Below are 21,393 nucleotides of genomic sequence, written 5' to 3' on the forward strand. Positions count from 1 at the left end.
GGCCTGGTGGCCTTGTCAGCGCTTCACTACCCTATCCCACACTCACCCCCACCGTCAAGACCCATAAGGGGTTTTTGCTGGTAACTGCCTTTACCCTTTGGTGTCTTGCTAAGGGAGCTGGGAAAGTACTTGCTGCCAAAGCTGGGCAGTCCTGAGTCCCCTGCCCTTGACATGTAGCAGGCGGGATCCCTCTGCCTGCAGATGGGGCTCTAGCTGCAGCCAGAGATAGGTTGGAGGCAGGTAAGGGAGGTACTGAGGCCACTCAATGGCAGTGATCCCAACTTGGCCCCAAAGCTCTTCCAGCCCCAGATCTTCTAGAGCCGAAGCCTCTACCTCGCTGGCATGGGCACCAGAGGTAGGCCCTAGGCGATAGAGGTCGCAGTGGAAGAGAGGGATCCGTCCCGTGCGGTATTCCTGCACCAGCACGAAGCTGGGGCTGTCGATGGGCTCAGGGATCTCCAGTCCCTGCCCTAGCCCCTGCACGAAGGTGGTTTTGCCGCTGCCTAGGCCGCCTGCGAGAAGAATGACCAAGCCGGGGGTAGAGTCGATCTCAACCGCTTGGGGGAGAGCAAACTGCTGCTCTGGTGCAGTGAGAAGGCAGGCGGCGGTCTGCCCCAGGAGAGCTGCTAGGGATTGGGTGGCAGCAGCAGACGGCAGTACCAAAGGAGAGGCTTGTTGCCAAAGCCCTTCACCAGTGATCGCCAGATCCGCCATTTGAGATCTCCTTTTCGAGGGGCTGAGTGGGGATCGCTCTCCCCTCCTCTTGCCTAGAAGCGCGTCTTTGAGCTGTCCCTATCAAAGCCAAGCCGACCGCAATAAGGGCTAGGCTGACTACCTGAGCTACCCGCAGAGATCCCAGCATAAGACTGTCGGTGCGCAGGCCCTCGATCCAAAAACGACCAAGGCTGTACCCCACCAGGTAAAAGCCCAAGAGAGTACCGGGAGGAAGCCGGCCCCGGTAGCTCAAAAAGAGCAGGATCCCGAAGAGGCTGAAGTTCCAGAGGGATTCGTACAAAAAGGTGGGGTGGACTCGGGAGCCGTCAGGAAGCTGCAGTTGCACCCGCAGGCGACTATCTGGAGGCAACGCCTCTCCATAGGCCTCGTTGTTGAAGAAGTTGCCCCAGCGTCCAATCCCCTGGCCAAGGCTGAGAGAAGGAACGATGCAGTCGGCCAGCAGCCAAAAGTTTAGCCGCTGTTGGCGGGCAAACAGGTAGAGGGCTATACTGCCGCCGAGCAAAGCGCCGTGGATGGCCATGCCTCCCTGCCAGAGGGCCAAAACCTTCCACCAAGGGCCATGGCGGTAGCGCTCCCACTCAAAGGCCACATAGTACAGGCGGGCAAGAGGCAGGGATCCCACCACCAGCCACGGCAGCAGGTTGGGCATGACATCCGGGGAAAGGCCACGCCGCTCTGCCAGGTGGCGAGCTAGAACAAGGCCCAGAACAGTGGATAGGCCAATCAGCAGGCCATACCAGCGCAGACTAAAGGGCCCCCAACTGAACACCAGTGGGCCGGGGGATTGTAAGACCAAAGTCGTGAACACAGGAGCCTTCCTGAGTGGATCCTTTAGCCCACTCTACCCATCCCCCGCCCCCCCGCTCCAGCCGCAAGCTGAGGGAGAGAACAGGGATCCGCCTAGGCCAAGGGAACGGCAATGCTAGAATGCAGGCTCAACTTCTCACCGCCACGAGTGGGGGAGGGTGCGGGTTATGGCCCAAGGCAAAGCTGCTGCCGTAAACAATGGGGACGACTTGGAGAGGCTAAAAGCAGAGAAACGCAAGGCGCTGGAGCAGGTCCTGGGCCAGATCGAGCGGAATTTTGGAAAGGGGGCAATCATGCGCCTGGGGGATGCTGCCCAGATACGGGTGGAGACCATCCCCAGCGGTGCTCTTACCCTTGATTTGGCTTTGGGCGGCGGCTACCCCAAGGGGCGCATCATTGAAATCTTTGGGCCGGAGTCGTCGGGGAAAACCTCGCTGGCCCTGCACGCCATTGCCGAGGTGCAAAAACAAGGGGGAACGGCTGCTTTTGTCGATGCGGAGCATGCCTTGGATCCAGCCTACGCGGCAGCCTTGGGGGTGGATATCCAGAATCTGCTGATTTCCCAGCCGGACACGGGAGAGGTTGCCCTAGAAATTGTCGATCAGCTGGTGCGCTCTGCGGCTGTGGATATTGTCGTGGTGGATTCAGTGGCGGCGCTGGTCCCTCGGGCCGAGCTGGAGGGAGAGATGGGAGATGCCCAGCTAGGGCTGCAGGCCCGCCTGATGAGCCAAGCCCTGCGCAAGATTGCGGGCAGCGTTAGCAAGACAGGCTCGATCGTTCTCTTCCTCAATCAGTTGCGCTCCAAAATTGGTGGCGTCGGCTACGGTCCCCAGGAAACCACCACGGGCGGCAATGCCCTCAAGTTCTATGCCTCAGTACGGCTAGATATTCGCCGCGTGCAAACTCTGAAAAAAGGTGCAGAAGAATACGGGATCCGAGCGCGGGTTAAGGTGGTGAAGAACAAGGTCGCTCCCCCGTTTCGGCGGGCGGAATTTGACATCATTTTTGGCCAAGGGATCTCCAATGTCGGCTGCATTATTGACCTAGCCGAGGAGATGGGCATTCTTAAGCGGCGCGGCTCTTGGTATAGCTACAAGGAAGAAAACATTGCCCAAGGGCGAGACAATTTGGTTCTTTTCCTAAAGAAAAACACGCAGCTACTGGCGGAGGTGGAAGCGGCTGTGCGCGAAAAACTTTCGGCAGGAGTGCCGGTTTCTACTAGCTATCCAGCAGGAGTAGGGGAAGGAGAGCAGGAAGAGGAAGCAGCCTTTGCAGAGGAGGAGCTCTGGGAGAGCAGCTAAGCACTTCCCCACTGGGCTCGCCGCTGGCGCAGGGCCTCGTAGAGCAGTAGCCCTCCCGCCATGGCCACGTTGAGGGAGTCGACGCCCTCGGCCATAGGGATCCGCACTTGGGCATTAGCCTGCTGGATGGTTGCTTCCCTCAAGCCCGACCCTTCGTTGCCTAGGAGAAAGAGGGTGGGGCAGGTGAGGTCTTGATCCCAGTAACAGGTGGCGCTGGGGGAGAGGGTAGCAGCCAAGACTTGGATGCCATGGCGACGACAGGCCTGGATCCAGCTAGCCAAGTCGGGCAAAACCCGCGGCGGGCAGCGAAACCACTGGCCGGCAGAAGCCCGCAGGACTTTGGGGCTTTCGGGATCGACGCTGTCTGCGCTTAGCCAGAGGCCATCGGCTCCTGCGGCAGCTACAGCGCGAATCAGAGCTCCCAAATTGCCTGGATCTTGCAGGGTTTCTACCACAAGGCCCAGGTGTACCCCCGACAAGGGAGGAGAGGGGATCGGCTGGCTGACAGCCACCGCCACAACTCCCTCCGGAGACTCGGTTGTCGAGAGCGCCGCCATCACTTCCGAGCTGACGGCCTGCCGCCGCAGATCCTTGGGTAGGCTGGCCAGCAAGTGAGGGTGACGCTCAGCCCACTCGGGCGTGTAGCAGAGAGCTTGGAGGGGCCAGCCAACTCGCAGGGCCTCTTCGACGAGGTGGGATCCCTCTACCAAGAAGGCGCCCTGTTCCTGCCGGCCCTTGCTGCGGTGCAACTGCCGCAACTTGCGGATCCAGGGGTTTTTGGGGCTGGTGAGCAGCTCAGAAGCCATAGGGAGGATCTAATCGCAGCGGCGCAGCCGTTGGATAAAAAACCCATCCCGATCTTGCCGGTGAGGCCAGATGAGCAAGGGATCCCCTTCTGGCGCCCAATAGGGATGGGTCTTGAGGAAAGACTGGATGACTCCCTCGTTTTCAGCAGGGTGCAGCGTGCAGGTGGCATACACCAACAGCCCGCCCGGCTTCAGCCAACGGCCTGCCACTTGCAGAAGCTGAGCTTGCAACTGGGCCAACTCGGCAATCCGCTCGGGGGTTTGTCGCCAGCGAGCGTCAGCACGGCGGTGCAGGGTGCCTAGACCAGAGCAAGGGGCATCCAGCAGCACGCGATCGGCGCTTTGCCACGGGGGCAAGGGGGCAGGGGGTTGGGCAGCGGCGCTCAGGGCCAACAGGTCGATGGCCAGGGGACGGATCGAGCTCAAGCCCAAGCGCTGCACATTTTCCTCCATGCGGCGCAGGCGGTGGGGGTGGCGATCCAAAGCCCAAATCTCGCCGCGATCCTGCATCCGCTCGGCTATGTGCGTGGTCTTGCCCCCCGGAGCGGCACAGCAGTCAATGACCCGTTCCCCCGGCTGAGGATCCAGGCAGTGCACCACCTGCTGAGCACTGGCGTCCTGAACGCTCCACCAGCCCTCGGCAAAGCCAGGTAGGGCTCGAATATCGCCGGCAGGATGTCCTAGCCGCAGAGCGCCTGGCACGTCGGGGAGAGGGGTAGCCGGGATCCCCACGGCTGCAAAGGCTTGGCTAACCTTGTCGATCCCTGCCCGCAGGGGGTTAACCCGCAGATCCAGATGGGGCGGCTGGTTAAACCAAGCGCACAAGGCTTCAGTTTCAGCCGGCCCTAGGCGCTCCCACCACAGACGCACCAGCCAGTCGGGAAAGCTGTGCCGGATCCCCAAGGCCTGAATGGGATCAGCAGGCAGCCTTTCCTGCAGGGGCTGGAGGGGATCCCTTTCCGGCTGCGCTAGCACCTGGCGCTGGTAGGCGCGCAAGATGGCGTTCACCACCCCCGCTAGCGATCCCAAACCCACTTGGCGGGCCAGTTCCACACTGGTGTGGATGGCGGCCCTGGGCGGGATGTGATCCAAAAAGGCCAGTTGGTAAAGGCCAAGGTGGAGAATGAGCCGCAAGTCGGGGGGCTGCTTGGAAGCAGGGTGGCGGGCGAAGCAGTCAATCAGGGCATCGAGGGTGCGGCGACGGCGGGTAACACCGTACACCAGCTCGCTGACCAGGTGGCAGTCGGCAGGGCCCAGGTGGCTGCGGGCCAACAGCTGCTCTAGCACGACGTCAGCGTAGGCGTTGTGTCGCTCAATCTTCTGCAAGGCCAACAGAGCCAGTTGACGCGCGTTCATGCTCGCCCCGCCAGGCTTTTTGTTCCTAGGCGATACTGGAGAAGCTCCCTAAGGGATCTCATCATGCCTTACAGCAGCGCCTTTCTAGAGGTAATCCCCGCCATTGACCTCCTCCAGGGCCGCGCTGTGCGCCTCTACCAGGGGGATTACGCCCAAGCCGAGCAAGTGGCTGCTGACCCCATCCACCAGGCCGAGGTGTGGGCGGCCCAGGGTGCTCCTCGCCTGCACGTGGTAGATCTGGACGGGGCCAGAAGTGGGGATCCGGTTAACCTCCCCACGATCGAGCGCATTGTCCGCCAGGTAGCCATCCCGGTCCAGGTGGGGGGTGGGATCCGATCCCTGGAGCGGGCGCGGCAGTTGCTGGATCTGGGAGTGGATCGGGTAATTGTCGGCACTGTGGCCGTAGAGGATCCCAAGACCCTAGAGGCGATGACCCAGGTCCTGCCTGGTCGGATTTGGGTGGGGATCGACGCCCGCCAAGGGCAAGTGGCCACCCGCGGCTGGCTGAGTACTACGCCTCTACAGGCCACTGAACTGGTGCAGCGAGTGGAAGCTCAGGGAGCTGCTGGGATCATCTACACCGACATCAGCCGAGATGGCACCCTAGCTGGGCCCAACCTGGAGCAGTTGCGCCAGATCCTGGCTGTTTCCCGCCTGCCTGTCATCGCTTCTGGGGGGATCGGCTCGCTCACCGACTTGCTTGCCCTACTCGGCTTGCCCGGCTTGGCGGGAGCCATTTTGGGCAAAGCCCTTTACTCGGGGGCCATCTCCCTGCCAGAGGCGTTGCGCGCGGTGGGGCCGGGCCGCTGGCAGGATCTGCCTCCGGAAACCAACTTCCTATGGGCTTAGGTATCGAGCAAAGCTCCTCCTGGCCTAGCTTTGCCATACTGGGTAAACCGATAGGCAGCTGCCTGCAGCTCCGAGAGAACCTTGCCCTGACGCTGTCCATCCTAGTTCCCACCGGTTATGTCCTTTCCCGCCCTGCGCCCTGCCGTTCAAGCCCTCCAGCCGGAACTGGTGGCCTGGCGGCGCCACCTGCACAAATACCCAGAGCTGGGCTTTCAGGAAAAGCAAACTGCCGCCTACCTCAGCTGGCGCCTAAGAAGTTGGGGGATCCCGCACCAAACCGGCATTGCTGGCACTGGCATTGTAGCCACCATTCCAGGAGAAGAGCCAGGGCCGGTCTTGGCGCTGCGGGCCGACATGGACGCCCTGCCCATCCACGAAGCCAATGAGGTGGAGTACCGTTCCACCGTCCCCAACGTCATGCACGCCTGTGGCCATGACGGCCATATGGCTATCGCCCTAGGCACGGCTAAGCTGCTACAGCAGCACCGCCACCGCCTCAGAGGTACTGTCAAGGTCATCTTTCAGCCCGCCGAGGAGGGCCCCGGTGGCGCCAAGCCAATGGTAGAAGCGGGGGTGCTGAAGAACCCGGATGTAGAAGCCCTCCTAGCTCTCCATCTGTGGAATAACCGTCCGCTGGGCACCATTGGCGTCAAAAGCGGCCCCTTGATGGCCTTTGCCGATCGCTTTCACATCGAGGTCATTGGGCGAGGTGGCCATGCTGCCCTTCCCCAGCAGACGGTGGATGCGATTGTGGTGGGAGCCCACATCGTGAGCGCTTTGCAAACCATCGTCTCCCGCAATGTGGATCCGCTGCAGCCAGCCGTGGTAACAGTAGGCCGGTTCCGCGCTGGCGACACTTTCAATGTCATTGCCTCTAGGGCTGAGATTTGGGGCACTGTGCGCAGCTTTCAGCTAGAGGTGCGGGAGCTCATCGCAAAGCGCATGGAAGAAATCGTGGCCGGCATTTGCCAGGCTCACGGAGCCACCTACAAGTTTCAGTACGAGCGGGGCTATCCAGCAGTTGAAAACGATCCCAGGCTAACAGCTCTCGTAGAACAAGCTGCCCGTCAAGTATTTGGCCCAGAGGCCGCCATCCTCCCCGAGATGACCATGGGGGGTGAGGACGTCTCGTTTTTCTTCAACGAGGTTCCTGGCTGCTACTTCTTCCTGGGATCTGCCAACCCTGCCAAGGGGCTGGACTACCCTCACCACCACCCCCGCTTTGATTTTGATGAGGCTGCCCTCAGCCTCGGCGTGGAGCTGTTTCTGCGCTGCATTGAAAACTACACTGGAAAGCGCATTCTGGAGTAAGTAGCAGCGAGACAGCTTGTAGCATGGAGTCCACTAGGGTTCTCCTCTAGTCCTTGATTCACCAGGCAATTGGCCACTTTGTGGCATAACCAACCTTCTGCCTTGACGTAGATGGGCTGAGCTAGTAGGCTTGCAAGTACATCTTTTCTGGTAGGCATTTTGCCTAGGCTAAAGTTGGCTCCGTCTTTAGCCGGTGTGCCTTATGGGGGCAAGGAGCACCTACCTGCAGCTTGCGGGGAAGTTACGCCTGTGGAGATCCCTCTGGCGGGGTGGTAGGTGTTGAGCCTGCTACTAGCTATGGGTCGCTGAAGCAGGAAGAAAGGCTCAACGCCGAGCGAAAGTCTGCTTTTGCCCGGGGTTGTATTAAGTCTTTCAGAGCGGCCTCAGCAAGTCGGCCCCTCCCCTCCCCGGCAGTAGCAAGGGTTTCATGGGCTCTGGAGTGGGAAGGGCAGGGGCAGCCTTCAAGTCGGGAGGAATGTACAGAGGCTTGGGATCGGGATCCCCGCCAAAGGCCAGCACAAGGGCCCGCAGCAGGGCTTGACGTTGCTGGCGGCTCAAAGATTGCACAACGGCTTTGTCCCGAGTGTAGGGGTTGACTGTAAGACGGTTAGCCCCAGGGTACTGTTGGGCAACCATTGGCTCGTTGGCATCGCAATAGTCAGCCAGTGTCAGTTGCCAATCAAAGCGATCAGTTGGGGAACGCCCAGCCACCTGCAGGTGATAGAGCATCATCCGGCGCACCAAGGTATCTTCTTCAGGCCGGGGGCCGCCGTCATTGGGGTTAATGGGAGTGTAGGTGTTTTCCAGCGGCAGATCCGGCAGGGCCTCATACACCCGCCGCGCCGCGTCAGGGATTAGCCGCAACTGGGCATAGGCAGGCCCCGCTTCTAGCAAAAAGGCAGCGGTGATGCCCAGCCACCCTTGCAAAAAAATTTGTTTCCTCATCCTGCTTGCCCCAAAACTAGTCGATGCTCAATCCATCCACCACTTGGGGTTGAGGACGCGGCTTGAGGGGGGCAGAGTGAGCGAGGCGCTCCTGTTGGCGGTGCTTTCGGAAGTAACCCTGCCAGTGGCTAAGGACATCGAGGGTGTCGCCTCCATGCCGAGTGTAGCGCTGCCGCACCTTGCACAAGACAGGGGTATTGACGCACACCCCAGAGACAATCACCTGCCCTCTACTTAAAGCGGGTAGTTCTTGGAGGAGATCCCGGCCAGCAGCCTCGACGCTATGGCGCAAGTTTTCCTGATCGGCAGGGTTGACAATTCGCATCAAAAACTGGCTCATGCACTGCGACAGGATATCTGAATCTAGCTTACCGGGTCGTTGCGTGATCAGCCCTACCCCCAGCCCAAACTTGCGTCCTTCGCTAAGAATAGTGCGCAACACTTGTTTACAACGAGAAGGCTCGTGCGCAGGAGCAAAGCGATGCGCTTCCTCTAGCAAAATGAAAACAGGATAAGGCAGGTAGTTCTCATCTCCTGGCTGAATTTTGCCCTTTTCGGTGTTGATGCGGGCATGGTTAGCCTGGCGCAAAATAGCAGCGGCGATAACTTGCTGTTCTTCTTGGCTGATTTCGTGCATCTGGAGAATGGTTACTTGACCCGGCTCAAATAAATCCCTAGGAGCCAGGTGCTCTACGTTACTAAAGTAAGGGGAGCGAGCAATTTGTTCCAGCTTCCACTCCAAAGCAGGGGCCGAGGATCCTTGGGAGCCGTCTTCTCTGGAGTCTGCTTCGTTGACGGCCTCGATCAGATCCTGAATTGTCCAGTGCAGTGGATCAAACTGAGTAACCTTGCGGAAGGCTTTCTCCAGAAAAGATTTCTGTCGCTCGGTGGTCTCTGGAAGCAGAGCAAGGATGTCAAAAAATTTGAGAGAAGACACCCGAATCTTAATTTCCTGAGGAGAAAGAACCTTGACCCTAGGTCTGTAGCCATCTTCCCCTACAAACTTGGGATGAGACTGCATTTCCGCTAAAGTGTGGTATTCTCCATGCGGATCAAAAATTAGGACAGCAGCGCGATTTTTGGGCAACATCAGCTCTTCCACCAAAACCGCTGCTGTGTAGGATTTGCCGGAGCCGGTTCCTGCTAAAATGGCTAGATGAGTGCTGACCATTTCCTTGACATCCAGAACCACAGGAACTGCTCCTTCCTCGCGCAGTAGCAGACTGCCCAAATGGGCCCCCCCAACTGCTGTTTCCTCCCGCTTGTTCAAGACGGATTTCAAAAGCTGATTGGAAGCCAAAAAGACCTTAGCGCCCGGCTCCGGGGAGCGGCGGGGGTTAATAAAGCCCATAGCCCGATCGAAATAGCCGATGACTTCGACGGTTACAGCGTAGATCTCCGGGTTGGGATGGGTAAAGCCAACTAGGGCCACAATGGTGCTGGGATCGATCTCCGTGTCGGCAAAGATGCGGTCGGGGATGTGATCCAAAAGCTGAACCTGTCTAATTTTACCCAAGATCTTTAGAGGTTGGAATTGAGAATCCCGCACTTCGTAATAGACAAAATCGCCTACCTTTACCGCTTGGGTGTTGGAGGTGATAAACACATATTGGTTGGAGGTCTCGCCAGGGCCTTTGACGGTGCCGATCACCTCCGGAGTATCCTCCGCCGGGAAAGAAGGGCTTTCTCTAGGGCGACCATTGGAAGTGTCCAGAGTTTTTTGGTTCATCGGCGTATCGCTCCTACGGTTATTTTCCAAGCCAGTTCCTTGCTTAAAATTTGCAGAGCTCGTCGCTGGGCGGGGTCAGAAAACATAGGTATGATATCGTTTAAGACTTGATAGACAAGGTGGTTGGCAAAATTACCACCGCTGCTTAAGAGCAGTCCATAGTACGAAAATTGGGTTTGGCCTTGAGGGTTGAGATGAAAGCGTAGAATTTCCTCCTGGCTCATGCGAAAGACAGGCGTGTTGACAGGCACCACTACGCGCGGGATCCCTTGCCAGCCACAACCCCTTTCTTCGTCCAAAGCTCCTATGAGGATTACCGAAAGTAATGTACGCACCTCATTTTGCAAATCAGGAGAGAAATAAGGATCCGGCTGGCTGGAAAGACGGGGCCCAGCGTTAGGAAACATGGGGTTTAAAATTTGACTGTTGTAAACTAAGCCCACAGCCCAGTGCCGTTGGTTGCTTTCCAGCTTGACAAAGCTGCCAAAGCCATAGTCTTCAGGGGAGGGAGGGTTTTTGACCTCTAGAGCATCATCCACCTGTACCACGTAGTCGCAGTGACTGTTGGAGCGAACCACCTTACCCAGTCTCATCAGATCCGTCTCCGCTGCAGCTTGCTAAGGGTTTTCCGCGATAGCCGGAGGTTAAGCTTCTCGCGGCTGGCCCACTCCTGCATTAGGCGCAAGAAAAGGTTGCGATCTTCATTGCGGATAACGGCCACCTGATCTGCCGTCTCCAGTACATACGGGTAGCCTCGGCCAATAATTACCTCACAGCGTACCAAATCTACCAGCCAGTCCAACAGGCCTGCCTCGTAAACCCAAACGGGGATCTCTAGTCGAGCTGGAAAGTTTTCGTTAGTGGTGCGTAGGTAAACAAACCCCACTCGCCTTTGCATTTCCTGATAGCGGCTGAGGATCCCCTCTTGAGGGTTGAGAACGCCACTGCAGGCGCAGACAAAAAAAGGGGTTCGGTCTCCCCACTCTAACCAGGAGCTAAGGAGCTGCGCATCGTGTAGGTAGGGAGCTTCGGGAAGATCAAAGCAGTGCCTTAGCAGCGTTACCAAATCCGAGCTGTATGTAGTGTCAATGTAAGCTACAACAGGGATCCGGTTTTGCTCACTAGCTCGCAGTACCTGTAACAAACACTCCACATAGAAGTCTTGACTCTTAGCATCAAGAGTTTCAGCAAAAGTGGCCACCAATACCCCATCCAAGAAGGCTAGTTTTTGGGATCCAGGTCGAGATTGCCAAATATATTCGGCAACTTTTTCTGTTTCCATCTGAAAGCGGCGCCTGTTGACGATACTCTCTTTGGGCTCGCCGCTACTTCCCGCTTCCAAATCTCTTGGCGTTAGCACATCGACCTGAATATCCTTTTGGTATAGGCCCTGGTCGCAGTGATAGTTCTCATACCAGCCAATCTGCACTAGGGCTACCGGTATTGACAAATCTTTGCTGGGGTAGATTTGGGATCCATCTACTGCAAAGGTAGGGATGTTTTTAATAACTGGTCTTGCCCATTCATAGCTTTCTTCATAGCTATTCCACTTTTGCTTAAAAGGGACTGTCCAGCTGGAGTAAAGATCCCATTCCTGAGTAGGCAAGGCACCTGGGAAAGCCAATCGAGCTACTCTTTCAGCAATCTTTGCGCTTGACCACTGGCATAATTTCTCCATCGCCTGGCGGTACCACTCTCGGCGCTCTGAAAGCCCTCGATCGAAAGTAGCGAAAGCCTCGCGCTTCTGCCGTAAAACAGCCAGCACCCGGTCAGCTCTAAAAACCATGACTGTCATTCCTCCTCATCATCCGGAGTGCCTTTCCACGCGAATGATGTTTTCTGTTACTTGCTCAAAGGTGTTGTCATGGCTGATTACAAATAGCTGCTCAAAGGAACGCAAGTTGGTAATGGCTTCCGCTAGTCGCTGGCGGCGCTGGGCATCCATGTTGGCAGTAGGCTCGTCAAAAAAGGCAATGTCCAACTGTCCCAGTACCTTGAGCAAAGCTAAGCGAACAGCTAGAGCTGCCGACATTTGCTCTCCTCCAGAAAGGCTGGCAAAACGTCGTTTGGCCCCCCCTCTTTCTTGGATGCGAATCTCATAGTCGGGTTCCCAAGTAAGGCTGACATCAGAGCGGTTGAGAATCTCGCGAAAGAGGTGATCGGCAACAATGTTGATCTGTTGCAGGTAGTACTGGGCAATTTGAGGACCGGCTTTTTTGTAGGTATCTCGACCAAACTTAATGAAGCGGTGCAGCCGCTCTTTTTCAGCTCTTTCCACCTCAGCTTGCTTTAAGGCTTGCTTCACCTGTTCCAGTTGCTGCAGTCTCTCCTGGATTTTCTGCAACTGCGGGGAAAGGCTTTCCAGTCGAGCTTGGGCCTTGGCTTTTTGGATTTCGGTAGACTGCAAAAGGGATCGAAGATGTTGGTGCTCCTGCGGCTGGTAGAGGGAAGTTAGCGGATCCAGCTTTGCCTGCAGTTGAGCTAGTTGAGTTTGCAACTCTTGCTGTTGGGCCTTGAGCTCGGCTAGTTTTTGTTCCCGCTCGGTTAGCAATTTGGCAATAGGCTCCGCCCGTAGGTAGCGTTCGTGATCTAAGCGGTATCTTTCGCGTTCTTCTTGTAGGGATCCCAGCTCCTGCTCCAGGTGTTCAGTTTGGGACAGGGCTTCTTCAAGAGGTTGGAGCACTGCCTCTAAGTCCCGGATTTGCTGAAGGTAGCCGGCTTGCAGGCCTAGGTACTGCTCCTCCAGCTTAAGCTCTGCCTTTAGCCACTCAGCTTGGCTTCTGGGATCCCCTAGTTCCCTTAAAGTTTCAGCAGTTTTCGCAACTTGGGCTTGCAGGTAATCTTTGGAGCCTTCTATCTGTTCCCAACGGTCAATCTGGGCTTGCTTTTCTCGCTTAGCTTTCTGTATTTGGTCTAAGACTAGCTGAGCTGCTTGAAGTTCATCTTGGCGCTGGGGCAAGCTTTGGGCTAGAAGCTGCATGCGGATAAAAGTTTCGTAGCCGTCGCGGTGGCGCCTCTGCTCCTCCTGCAAAGCAGTGATCTTTTCATCCAGCTCCAAAAGAGGATCGAGCTCATGTTCTAGAGTTTGAATCTGCTGCTGAAGCTGATGAACCTGATTCTCAATCCGCTGATACTCTTGCTCTACTTGTGGCTTGTGGCTGAGCTCCCTTTCTAGGCGCTGGAGCTGGCTTTTGGGATCTCCCAATGCCTGGAGAGCCTGTCCAATTTCCTGGTGTTGCCGGAGTAAGTTGTGCTCAGCCTCAAGGCTCCATTGAAGATCCTCAATTTTGCGTTGCCGTTCGTTTTGCAGGTGTGTCAATTGCTCAATTTGAGCCTCCAGCTCAGGGATCTGGGCAGTCAAGCCAATTAGGGGCTGCAGGGCCTTGAGCTGCCTCTGGATGTCAGCCAGTTGCTGGCGCAGTTGAGTCTCATCTGTTTGTGGGGCAAGATCCTGAAGGATTTGGTGGATTGACTGCAGCAAACGTTGGTTCAGAACCAAAGACTGATACAGGACTTCCGGGAGCTGCTGCCATAGGGCCTGAAACTGAGGGTAGTTGCGTTGGTAGACAGCTAGCTCTTGGATAAGCTCCTGGATGCGGCGATGGCACTCGGTAAGTTGGCAAGAGCTTTCCTCAAAAAGGTCTTTCAGCTCTTGTTGAAACTGCCGTGCTGCTGCGATGCGGCTTAGCTGAGTTTGCAGCCGTTCTCGTTGAGCCTCTAGGCTGGGTAGGCTGGCTAGTCGCTCCAGGTCGGCCTGTCGTTGTTGAAGCTGCTGCTGCAGGTGTTCCAGTTGGGTGCGGGCCTGCTCCCACTCTATCTCTTGTTGTTTAAGTTCAAGGCGCAAGGTCTGAAAGTAGGCTAGCTTTTGGCTGATTTGGTTATAACGTTGTTCCAATTCAGTCTGCCTTTGGCAGAGAGCTTGCAAGGAAAGCCTATCAGCTTCCATTTTCTGCAAAAGCTGAAGCTGTTGCTGATATTCGGATCCGCGCAACTGTAGCTGGTGAAGATGCTGCCTCAGCGCTTCCCGCTGCGCCATTAGAGTTTGTCGGATCCCTCGTAGCTTTTCTTGCTCGACAATGAGGTTTTCCAGCTCTAGATAGCGCCTATAGGCTGGTTGATGCTGTTGACAAATGATCTGGGCTTGCTCCGCTTCTTGAACTCGGCTCTGTAAGAGTTGACACCATTCAGCTTGGGCTGACCACTTTCCTTGTAGTTGTTCCCATTCCTGGTATAGCTGTAGCAAGGTATTGAGCTGCTGAGTCCAGCGGTCTTGTTGGCGCTCCAGCTCTTCCTGGAGCTGAATTTTGGGCGCAAGATCTTCTAGCTCCTGTTTCCAGCGCTGTAGCTGGCTTAGTTTTTCCTGAAGTCTTGCCAGTTGATTCTCAATATTCTGCTTTTGCAAGAGTAGGTTCTCTCGCTGCCTTAGCCACTCCAAGCGCTGCTGCTGTTGCTTTTCCAACTCCCGCAGCTGAGCCTCTATGGCTAGGAAGCGCTGTGCCCCTGCTCGAGATTGTTCTTGCTCTGCTTGAGCTTGCTTGGCTTCTGCCCATAGCTTTTCTGCTTGCTCAAGGGATAGATTTAGTAGCGATCTCTTTTGCTCCAGTTGAACGATTTGCTGCTCAAGTGTTTGGATTTGCTCAAGCAGCTTCTCCAGGTGTTCAAGCTTCTGCCTAGTTTCACTTAGGGTATGGGTGCATTGATTGAGATGTGTTCGCCAGTAGTTTAACTCCCGCTCAATCTCTTGCTGTTCTGATTGGAGTAGATCCCAGTCTTGCAGTTGTTGATGAAGCAGCTCGATTCGGTGCTTAACAGCCTGAACCTGTGCCTCACTGTATTTTTCAACCGTCTGCAAATCCTTAGCAACCTGCTGATATTCTTCTACCTTCAAGATACGGTCAAAGACTTCTTTTCGTTCTTTGCTTGTTTTGAGAAAGTCTGCTGTAAATGTACCCTGAGGCACACCGATAGTTGTAGCAAACAGCCGTGCTAAATCTGTACCCGCGGGCACTCCCAAGTGTTGCCTTAGCCAAGCCAGTACATCGGTTTTGCGTTCGCAGTCTAGGCGCTGCTTGAGCTGGGGGTCAAAGAGGCGATAGCCCTGGGCTACACTGCGGCGGACACTGTAGGTGCGCTGATCCCATTTCGAGACAAACTGTACAGTGGCCACCGCATCGTTGGCGCCTGTGCGAATCAGCTCCTCTTGGTTGTAGGGACAGTAGTCAAACAGAACCCAAGCAATAGCCTCCAGAATGCTGGTTTTTCCGGCTCCGTTTTCTCCACAGATAGCGTTGATGCCGGGTTCAAATTCAAAGACAGCCTCCTCGTAGGCCTTAAAGTTCTGGAGAGCTACCGAGAGGATCCGCATGATCAGTCTTCTTCTCCTACAAAGGCTCTGCTCAGGCGGGTGTATATCTCTGCCTCGCTTTGTCCCTCCAAGACTCTTTCTTTGAGATCCAAAAGCAGCTGCGCCAGCTCCTTGCTGCGCTTCCGGTAGTGGGCATGACTGCTCAGCAGATCCCTATAGATTTTCTCTTCAACTTGGAGCCTTTGCTCTTCTTCAAGGGAAAGAGCGGCCGAGCCAATCTCAAGAGAATTGGCCTCGAAACGAAACAGGACAACCAGGGCACCAGTAAGCTGCTGAATTTGCCGTTGCAGAGCTCGGCTATCCAGCTCGTGCTTGGCAAAGCCCACCTGGCCTACCAGCCGCAACTCTACCAGCGGCTCTGGCCCGTCGCCTGGCGGCCCAACTTCCTTGGCCATGGCAAGGGCTGCTGCAGCAATTTCGGCAGGCGTTTCTCGACCCTTAGCCTCGAGGTAGAGTCGCTGACAGGGTCTTTGGTAGTAATCCTGCACCAGCTCTGCCTGGGGCGGTCCCTCTCCCCAGCGGACGCGATAAGCCCCTCGCGGAAGGTCCCATTCAGCAGTACTGGTGGCCTCCAGCGATCCTGGATTGAAGATCCAGCCTTCTTCTGCATAGCTTTTGTGGATATGTCCCAAGGCTAGATAGCCCACCCCCACCTCCCGTAGAGGCAGGAGATCCCGGTAGCGCAAGGCGCCCTGGTAGCGGGCAATTTGCCCTTCCAGTCCGTGGTGGAACATCAACACCACCCGCTCGGGGCCAGGAGGCAACTGCCGAATAGCTGCCGCCAACTGCTCAATGGACTTGGGAGCCGCTGACCCGTACCACTGGGAGCCGATGACCCGCACCCCACAGGGGAGATCTAAGTAGCTCCCCCGCCCGTCTGACCAGGGGTGCAGCTCCAGGCCCTGTTCCCCTTCCTCTGGCTCCAGCAAAATGAGCTCTCCATGATCGGCCAAGTAGCGCAGCCAACTGGTCTTGACACCATAGGGGCGACTGTCGTGGTTGCCCTCGATGGCCAAAACCGGGATCCCTGCCTGCTTCAGCTCCCGCAAGACAAGCTGGGCTTGGTTGAGAACCCCCGGCTGAATTTGTCGATGCTCAAACAGGTCGCCAGCAATGAGGACAAAGTCTACCCGCTTCTGAATGGCATGGCGGCGCACCACATCCCGAAAGGCCAAGAAAAAATCTTTGCTCCGTTCTGGACTGTCGTAGCGGTCGCAGCCCAGATGCACATCGGCCAAATGCAAAAAGGTGCAGGTAGAAGTGGCCATCGCCAGAGCTTGTCAGCAAATTGCTCACAGTTTAGCAAACGGATCTTGAGGGATCCCTGCCCCGCAATTTTCGGCTTCACGCCGCTGGGGTAGGCACTGCCCTTCTGCTGCCAGACCGATTATTTAGGCTAGCCACTGAAACGAGTGATCCATCCCGGCCAGCTCTTTCTGCAAGCTGAAAGTCCGTTACACAACTATGCGAAGGAGAGATCCCCAGCCTGCCGTAATCCCTCAGGTGGGAGGGGATGCCTGGCTCCTGAGTTTAATTATTGTGAAGCGACAGGGGGTTTACAGAGGCTGACCTATAATGCCAGGTAAGTCCCGCCCAGGGGAGAATCCCCAGTTTTGCTAGGGCGGGGGTGCTTCGTTCCTGGTCGCAAGAGAGGAGTTCTTGATGACAACTACACCTAAGGAGCGAGAGCCGAAAGTCAAGGTTTCGGTTGATATCGATCCAGTTCCCACCTCATTTGAGAAATGGGCCAAGCCAGGGCACTTCGATCGCAGCCTGGCGCGAGGGCCCAAGACCACGACCTGGATCTGGAACCTGCATGCTCTTGCCCATGACTTCGACAGTCACACCAGCGACTTAGAAGACATCTCTCGCAAGATCTTTTCGGCGCACTTCGGCCACCTGGCGGTGGTCTTCGTTTGGCTGAGCGGCATGTACTACCACGGCGCTCAGTTTTCCAACTACTCCGCTTGGCTGGCTGATCCCATCAATGTCAAGCCCAGCGCCCAGGTAGTCTGGCCCATTTTTGGCCAGGAGATCCTCAACGGCGATGTGGGCGGCGGCTTTGAAGGGATCCGCATCACGTCGGGCCTCTTTCACCTCTGGCGGGCTGCCGGCATCACCAATGAGTTTCAGCTCCTGGTAACGGCCATTGGCGGCTTGGTGATGGCCGCCCTCTGCCTGTTTGCTGGCTGGTTCCACTACCACAAGCGGGCTCCCAAGCTGGAGTGGTTCCAAAACGTGGAGTCGATGCTCAACCACCACCTGGCGGGCCTGCTGGGGCTAGGTGCGCTGGCCTGGGCTGGTCACCAAATCCACGTGGCCATTCCCATCAACAAGATGTTGGATGCCGGCGTGCCGGCGGCCCAGATCCCTCTGCCCCATGAATTCATCCTCAAGCCGGCCCTGATGAAGGAGATGTTCCCCAGCGTGGATTGGGGCTTCTTCAGCGGGGTGGTGCCTTTCTTTACCTTGGACTGGGGCAAGTACGCGGAGTTCCTCACCTTCAAGGGTGGTCTGGATCCGCAAACGGGCGCCCTCTGGCTGACGGATCAGGCCCACCACCACCTGGCCATCGCCGTGCTCTTTATCGTGGCTGGCCACATGTACCGCACCAACTGGGGCATTGGCCACTCCATTAAGGAGATCCTGGAAGCCCACAAGGGCCCCTACACGGGCGAGGGCCACAAGGGTCTGTACGAAGTGCTAACCACCTCTTGGCACGCCCAACTGGCCATCAACCTGGCCATGGTGGGATCCCTGAGCATCATCGTGGCCCAGCACATGTACGCCATGAACCCCTACCCCTACATGGGCATTGACTACGCCACCCAGATCTCCCTGTTTACCCACCACATGTGGATAGGGGGCCTGTTTATCGTTGGCGGCGCTGCCCACGGGGCCATCTACATGGTTCGCGATTATGACCCGGCGGTGAACCGCAACAATGTCTTGGATCGGGTGATCCGCCACCGCGACGCCATCATCAGCCACCTGAACTGGGTGTGCCTATTCCTGGGCTTCCACGCCTTCGGCTTCTACGTTCACAACGACACGATGCAGGCTCTGGGCCGTCCGCAGGACATGTTCTCGGATACAGGCATCCAGCTGCAGCCCATTTTTGCCCAGTGGATTCAATCTCTGCACACCAAGGCCATCGCTAGCACTGCTCCCTATGTGGGCGCTTCGGTAAGCCCCATCTTTGGGGGTGATGTGGTGGCTGTGGGTGGCAAGGTGTCCATGATGCCGATGGTGCTGGGCACGGCGGACTTCATGGTTCACCACATTCACGCCATGACCATCCACATCACGGTGCTGATCCTGCTCAAGGGGGTGCTGTTTGCCCGCTCTTCTCGCCTGATCCCCGATAAGGCCAAGCTGGGCTTCCGCTTCCCCTGCGATGGCCCGGGCCGCGGCGGCACTTGCCAAGTCTCCGCTTGGGATCACGTGTTCCTGGGGCTGTTCTGGATGTACAACTGCATCTCGATCGTGATCTTCCACTTCAGTTGGAAGATGCAGAGCGACATCTGGGGCACCGTCAACCCGGACGGCACGATTGAGCACATCACCGGAGGCAACTTTGCGGCCAGCGCTATCAACATCAACGGCTGGTTGCGGGACTTCCTGTGGGCCCAATCGGTGCAGGTGATCAACTCCTACGGCTCAGCTCTGTCAGCCTACGGGCTGCTCTTCTTGGGCGCCCACTTCGTCTGGGCCTTCAGCTTGATGTTCCTGTTCAGCGGTCGCGGCTACTGGCAGGAGCTCATTGAGTCAATTGTCTGGGCTCACAACAAGCTGAAAGTTGCTCCGGCCATTCAACCTCGCGCCCTCAGCATCATCCAGGGGCGGGCGGTCGGTGTGGCCCACTACCTGCTGGGCGGAATCGTGACCACTTGGGCGTTCTTCCTGGCACGGTTTGCCGCACTCGGCTAAGGCAAGGAGGAAGAGACAATCATGACCACTGCAACTCGTTTTCCCCAATTCAGCCAAGACCTGGCCAGCGATCCCACTACTCGACGTCTGTGGTATGGCATTGCCACCGCCCACGACTTTGAGACCCACGATGGCATGACAGAGGAGCGGCTCTACCAAAAGCTGTTTGCCACTCACTTCGGCCATCTGGCGATCATCTTCCTGTGGGCCTCTGGCAACGTCTTCCACATCGCCTGGCAGGGCAACTATGAGCAATGGGTGGCCAACCCCACCGGCGTCACGCCTATTGCCCACGCCATTTGGGATCCCCACTTTGGCAAGGCAGCGGTGGAAGCCTTTACCCAACCGGGGGGCGGCGGCCCTGTGAATGCGGCCTACTCTGGCCTGTACTACTGGTTCAACACCATTGGCCTACGCACCAACGGCGATCTCTACGCCGGCGCCATTGGCCTACTGCTACTAGCAGCGGTGTTCCTGTTTGCTGGCTGGCTGCACCTGCAGCCTCGCTTCCGCCCCAGCCTGAGCTGGTTTAAGAACGCCGAAGCCCGCCTCAACCACCACTTGGCCGGCCTGTTTGGCGTCAGCTCCTTGGCTTGGGCGGGCCACCTGATCCATGTGGCCATCCCTGAGTCCCGCGGTCAGCACGTAGGTTGGGACAACTTCCTCACCACCCTGCCCCACCCAGCGGGCCTGAAGCCGTTCTTCACCCTCAACTGGGGGGTGTACGCCCAGAACCCAGACACGGCCAACCACGTCTGGGGCACGGCAGAAGGGGCAGGGACGGCCATCCTTACCTTCTTGGGCGGCTTCAACCCCAACACCCAGTCTCTGTGGCTGACGGACATGGCCCACCACCACCTGGCCATTGCGGTGATCTTCATCGTGGCTGGGCACATGTATCGCACCAACTGGGGTATTGGCCACAGCATCCGCGAGATCCTGGGCGCCCATAACCCACCCAAGAACACTCCTTTTGGGGGCCTGTTGGGCGAAGGGCACAAGGGCCTCTACGACACGGTCAACAACTCCCTGCACTTCCAGTTGGCACTGGCTCTGGCCTGCTTGGGGGTGGTGACCTCGCTGGTGGCCCAGCACATGTACGCCCTCAACCCCTATGTGTTCATGTCCATGGATCACACCACGGAGGCGGCTCTCTACACCCATCACCAGTACATTGCTGGCTTCTTGATGGTAGGAGCTTTTGCTCACGGAGCCATTTTCCTGGTGCGGGACTACGATCCCGAGGCCAACAAGAACAACGTGCTGGCGCGGGTGCTGGATCACAAGGAGGCGATCATCTCCCACCTGAGCTGGGTGTCGCTGTTCTTGGGCTTCCACACGCTGGGGCTGTACGTCCACAACGACGTCATGCAGGCCTTTGGCACGCCGGAGAAGCAGATCCTGATCGAGCCGGTGTTTGCCCAGTTCATCCAGGCCTCCCACGGCAAGATGCTCTATGGCATGAACGTGCTGTTGTCGGATCCCAACAGCATTGCCTCCACTGCTTGGCCCAACCACGGCAACGTGTGGCTGCCAGGCTGGCTGCAAGCCATTAACGACCCCAATGGGTTCCTCTTCCTGCCTATTGGCCCTGGGGACTTCCTGGTGCACCACGCCATTGCCCTAGGCCTGCACACTACCACGTTGATTCTGGTCAAAGGGGCGCTGGATGCCCGCGGCTCTAAGCTGATGCCGGACAAAAAAGACTTCGGCTACAGCTTCCCCTGCGATGGGCCAGGTCGGGGCGGCACCTGCGACATCTCGGCCTGGGATGCTTTCTACCTGGCCATGTTCTGGATGCTGAACACCATTGGCTGGGTCACCTTCTACTGGCACTGGAAGCACCTGGGGATCTGGAGCGGCAACACTGCCCAGTTCAACGAGAACTCCACCTACCTCATGGGCTGGCTGCGGGACTACCTCTGGGCCAACTCCGCTCAGTTGATCAACGGCTACAACCCCTACGGGATGAACAACCTGTCGGTTTGGGCCTGGATGTTCCTGTTCGGCCACCTGGTGTGGGCCACGGGGTTCATGTTCCTCATCTCCTGGCGCGGCTACTGGCAAGAGCTGATCGAGACACTGGTGTGGGCGCATGAGCGCACTCCCTTGGCTAACTTGATCCGCTGGAAGGATAAGCCAGTGGCCCTGTCGATTGTGCAAGGGCGCTTGGTGGGTCTAGCCCACTTCACAGTGGGGTACGTGCTGACCTACGCGGCCTTCCTCATCGCCTCGACAGCTTCCTTGTCGGGCTAACTG

15 protein-coding genes are annotated in these 21,393 nt (G+C 57.3%); 5 read left to right on the forward strand and 10 right to left on the reverse strand.

Features of this window, described 5'->3' with window-relative positions; translation table 11 throughout:
- Nucleotides 1-108: 108 nt before the first annotated feature.
- Together tsaE and lgt are read right to left on the reverse strand one after the other, a co-directional pair.
- A complete protein-coding gene (gene tsaE, locus NW814_RS07355; protein ID WP_414405777.1) occupies nt 109-714 on the reverse strand; it encodes a tRNA (adenosine(37)-N6)-threonylcarbamoyltransferase complex ATPase subunit type 1 TsaE in 606 nt (201 codons plus the stop codon).
- Nucleotides 689-1,543: a prolipoprotein diacylglyceryl transferase gene (gene lgt, locus NW814_RS07360; RefSeq protein WP_414405778.1), complete on the reverse strand. Its 855-nt coding sequence runs from the start codon at nt 1,541-1,543 to the stop codon at nt 689-691. The genes tsaE and lgt overlap by 26 nt, the downstream gene beginning before the upstream one ends.
- A gap of 166 nt (nt 1,544-1,709) precedes the next feature.
- On the opposite strand from lgt, the gene recA reads away from it, so the two are divergent.
- A complete protein-coding gene (gene recA / locus NW814_RS07365) occupies nt 1,710-2,843 on the forward strand; it encodes a recombinase RecA (RefSeq protein WP_414405779.1) in 1,134 nt (377 codons plus the stop codon).
- Here the strand turns inward: recA and NW814_RS07370 are convergent.
- Entirely contained in the window at nt 2,840-3,649 is an 810-nt protein-coding gene (locus NW814_RS07370; protein ID WP_414405780.1) for a TrmH family RNA methyltransferase, read from the reverse strand. The two genes, recA and NW814_RS07370, sit on opposite strands and share 4 nt — an antisense overlap.
- 9 nt (nt 3,650-3,658) lie before the next feature.
- Entirely contained in the window at nt 3,659-5,005 is a 1,347-nt protein-coding gene (locus NW814_RS07375) for a 16S rRNA (cytosine(967)-C(5))-methyltransferase (RefSeq protein ID WP_414405781.1), read from the reverse strand.
- A 63-nt stretch (nt 5,006-5,068) separates the two neighbouring features.
- On the opposite strand from NW814_RS07375, the gene hisA reads away from it, so the two are divergent.
- Nucleotides 5,069-5,854, forward strand: a complete 786-nt coding sequence (gene hisA / locus NW814_RS07380) for a 1-(5-phosphoribosyl)-5-[(5-phosphoribosylamino)methylideneamino]imidazole-4-carboxamide isomerase (protein WP_414405782.1) — start codon at nt 5,069-5,071, stop codon at nt 5,852-5,854.
- Between the two features lie 117 nt (nt 5,855-5,971).
- The gene (locus NW814_RS07385) at nt 5,972-7,165 is read left to right on the forward strand and encodes a M20 metallopeptidase family protein (RefSeq protein ID WP_414405783.1); all 1,194 of its coding nucleotides are present in this window, start codon (nt 5,972-5,974) and stop codon (nt 7,163-7,165) included.
- Between the two features lie 372 nt (nt 7,166-7,537).
- Here NW814_RS07385 and NW814_RS07390 read toward each other — a convergent pair whose 3' ends face one another.
- From NW814_RS07390 to NW814_RS07415, 6 genes are read right to left on the reverse strand one after another with little or no spacing between them, the layout of a single operon-like run.
- The gene (locus NW814_RS07390) at nt 7,538-8,110 is read right to left on the reverse strand and encodes a hypothetical protein (protein WP_414405784.1); all 573 of its coding nucleotides are present in this window, start codon (nt 8,108-8,110) and stop codon (nt 7,538-7,540) included.
- A 16-nt stretch (nt 8,111-8,126) separates the two neighbouring features.
- Nucleotides 8,127-9,839, reverse strand: a complete 1,713-nt coding sequence (locus NW814_RS07395; RefSeq protein ID WP_414405785.1) for a helicase HerA domain-containing protein — start codon at nt 9,837-9,839, stop codon at nt 8,127-8,129.
- Nucleotides 9,836-10,432 (reverse strand): hypothetical protein, encoded by a 597-nt coding sequence (locus NW814_RS07400; protein WP_414405786.1) that lies wholly within the window; start codon nt 10,430-10,432, stop codon nt 9,836-9,838. The genes NW814_RS07395 and NW814_RS07400 overlap by 4 nt, the downstream gene beginning before the upstream one ends.
- Nucleotides 10,432-11,625, reverse strand: coding sequence for a DNA double-strand break repair nuclease NurA (locus NW814_RS07405; protein WP_414405787.1), 1,194 nt, complete (start codon nt 11,623-11,625; stop codon nt 10,432-10,434). Before NW814_RS07405 ends, NW814_RS07400 begins: the two co-directional genes overlap by 1 nt.
- An 18-nt stretch (nt 11,626-11,643) precedes the next feature.
- Nucleotides 11,644-15,204 (reverse strand): AAA family ATPase, encoded by a 3,561-nt coding sequence (locus NW814_RS07410; protein WP_414405788.1) that lies wholly within the window; start codon nt 15,202-15,204, stop codon nt 11,644-11,646.
- Nucleotides 15,205-15,206: 2 nt separating this feature from the next.
- Nucleotides 15,207-16,472, reverse strand: coding sequence for a metallophosphoesterase family protein (locus NW814_RS07415; RefSeq protein ID WP_414405789.1), 1,266 nt, complete (start codon nt 16,470-16,472; stop codon nt 15,207-15,209).
- A 394-nt stretch (nt 16,473-16,866) separates the two neighbouring features.
- Between NW814_RS07415 and psaA the strand changes: the two genes are divergently transcribed.
- The gene (gene psaA / locus NW814_RS07420) at nt 16,867-19,134 is read left to right on the forward strand and encodes a photosystem I core protein PsaA (RefSeq protein ID WP_414405790.1); all 2,268 of its coding nucleotides are present in this window, start codon (nt 16,867-16,869) and stop codon (nt 19,132-19,134) included.
- A gap of 21 nt (nt 19,135-19,155) precedes the next feature.
- Nucleotides 19,156-21,390, forward strand: a complete 2,235-nt coding sequence (gene psaB, locus NW814_RS07425; protein ID WP_414405791.1) for a photosystem I core protein PsaB — start codon at nt 19,156-19,158, stop codon at nt 21,388-21,390.
- Nucleotides 21,391-21,393 lie beyond the last annotated feature (3 nt).

This window comes from Synechococcus sp. R65.1 (assembly GCF_047461755.1).
In the GTDB taxonomy this organism is placed as follows: Bacteria; Cyanobacteriota; Cyanobacteriia; order Thermostichales; family Thermostichaceae; genus Thermostichus.